Source organism: Achromobacter sp. DH1f (assembly GCF_000633435.1).
In the GTDB taxonomy this organism is placed as follows: Bacteria; Pseudomonadota; Gammaproteobacteria; order Burkholderiales; family Burkholderiaceae_B; genus Achromobacter; species Achromobacter deleyi.
This window is the reverse complement of sequence record NZ_AYMF01000103.1, coordinates 1-900: the sequence shown is the minus strand read 5'-3', so window position 1 is coordinate 900 and position 900 is coordinate 1. Positions and strand designations below refer to the sequence as shown.

Below are 900 nucleotides of genomic sequence, written 5' to 3'. Positions count from 1 at the left end.
GCGTGCCGCCTTCGCCGCGGTTGTCCGCACGCAGGATCAGCGTCACATACTTCAGCGACACCACCACCATCAGCATCCAGAACAGGATGGACAGCACGCCCAGCAAATGGGCCGGCTCCAGGTCGGTGTGCACGCTCAGCCCGGTCAGGCAAGCCCGCAGCGTATACAGCGGGCTGGTGCCGATGTCGCCATACACGACCCCCAGCGCCCCCAGAATGAGCGCCGCGCGCGACGACGGCGCATGGCCGGCAGCCGGGTGGCCGGGGGGCGAGGTAGGAACGCTAGCCGTACCTTGGCTCATGATGTGGGTTCTTGCCGAGTGAGTTGAGCCCCTTTGCGGGGGCCGGGGAACACGACGGAAAGCCGGGTTCCGGAAAAATCCGGGCGGCTGGTGAGCTTCCACCAGGCGCCGTGCGCATGCGCGATCTCGCGCACAATGGCCAGCCCCAGGCCCGACCCGCCGGCCGTGACCGTGGGCGAACGGTAGAACGCCTCGAACACGCGGTCGCGCTCTTCGGGCGGAATGCCGGGGCCGTCGTCCTCGACCGTCAGCGACGGCGGGTTGGCGCCGACGATCAGGGTGATCTTGCCGGTCGCGTTGCCATAACGCAGCGCGTTGTCGATCAGGTTGCCGAGCAGCTCGGCCAGCAGCAGCGGGTCGGCGTCGATCCAGATCGGGGCATCGGGTGCCACCAGGTCCAGCTCATAGCGGGCCTCGCGCACCCGCGGAAACCACTCGGCGCCGTGCGCCCGCACCCATTCGCACAGGTCGATGCGCACAAAACTGTCCTGCGGCCGGGCATTGGGGTCGGCGCGCGCCAGGACCAGCAACTGCTGGCCCAGGCGGATCATGCGGTCGCTGACCGCCTTGATGCGTTCGGCGCGGGCGCGCACGTCATC

The 900-nt window shown here is 69.0% G+C and carries 2 protein-coding genes; both read right to left on the bottom strand.

All coding sequences use genetic code 11. The annotated features are described in order from the left end of the window. Positions 1-301, bottom strand: a 301-nt coding sequence (locus U858_RS0133215) for a KUP/HAK/KT family potassium transporter (protein WP_025141368.1), incomplete at its 3' end; no start/stop codon positions are given. Continuing rightward, positions 298-900: sensor histidine kinase KdpD (locus tag U858_RS0133210; protein ID WP_025141367.1), on the bottom strand; the 603-nt coding region annotated here is incomplete at its 5' end. The genes U858_RS0133210 and U858_RS0133215, both read right to left, overlap by 4 nt.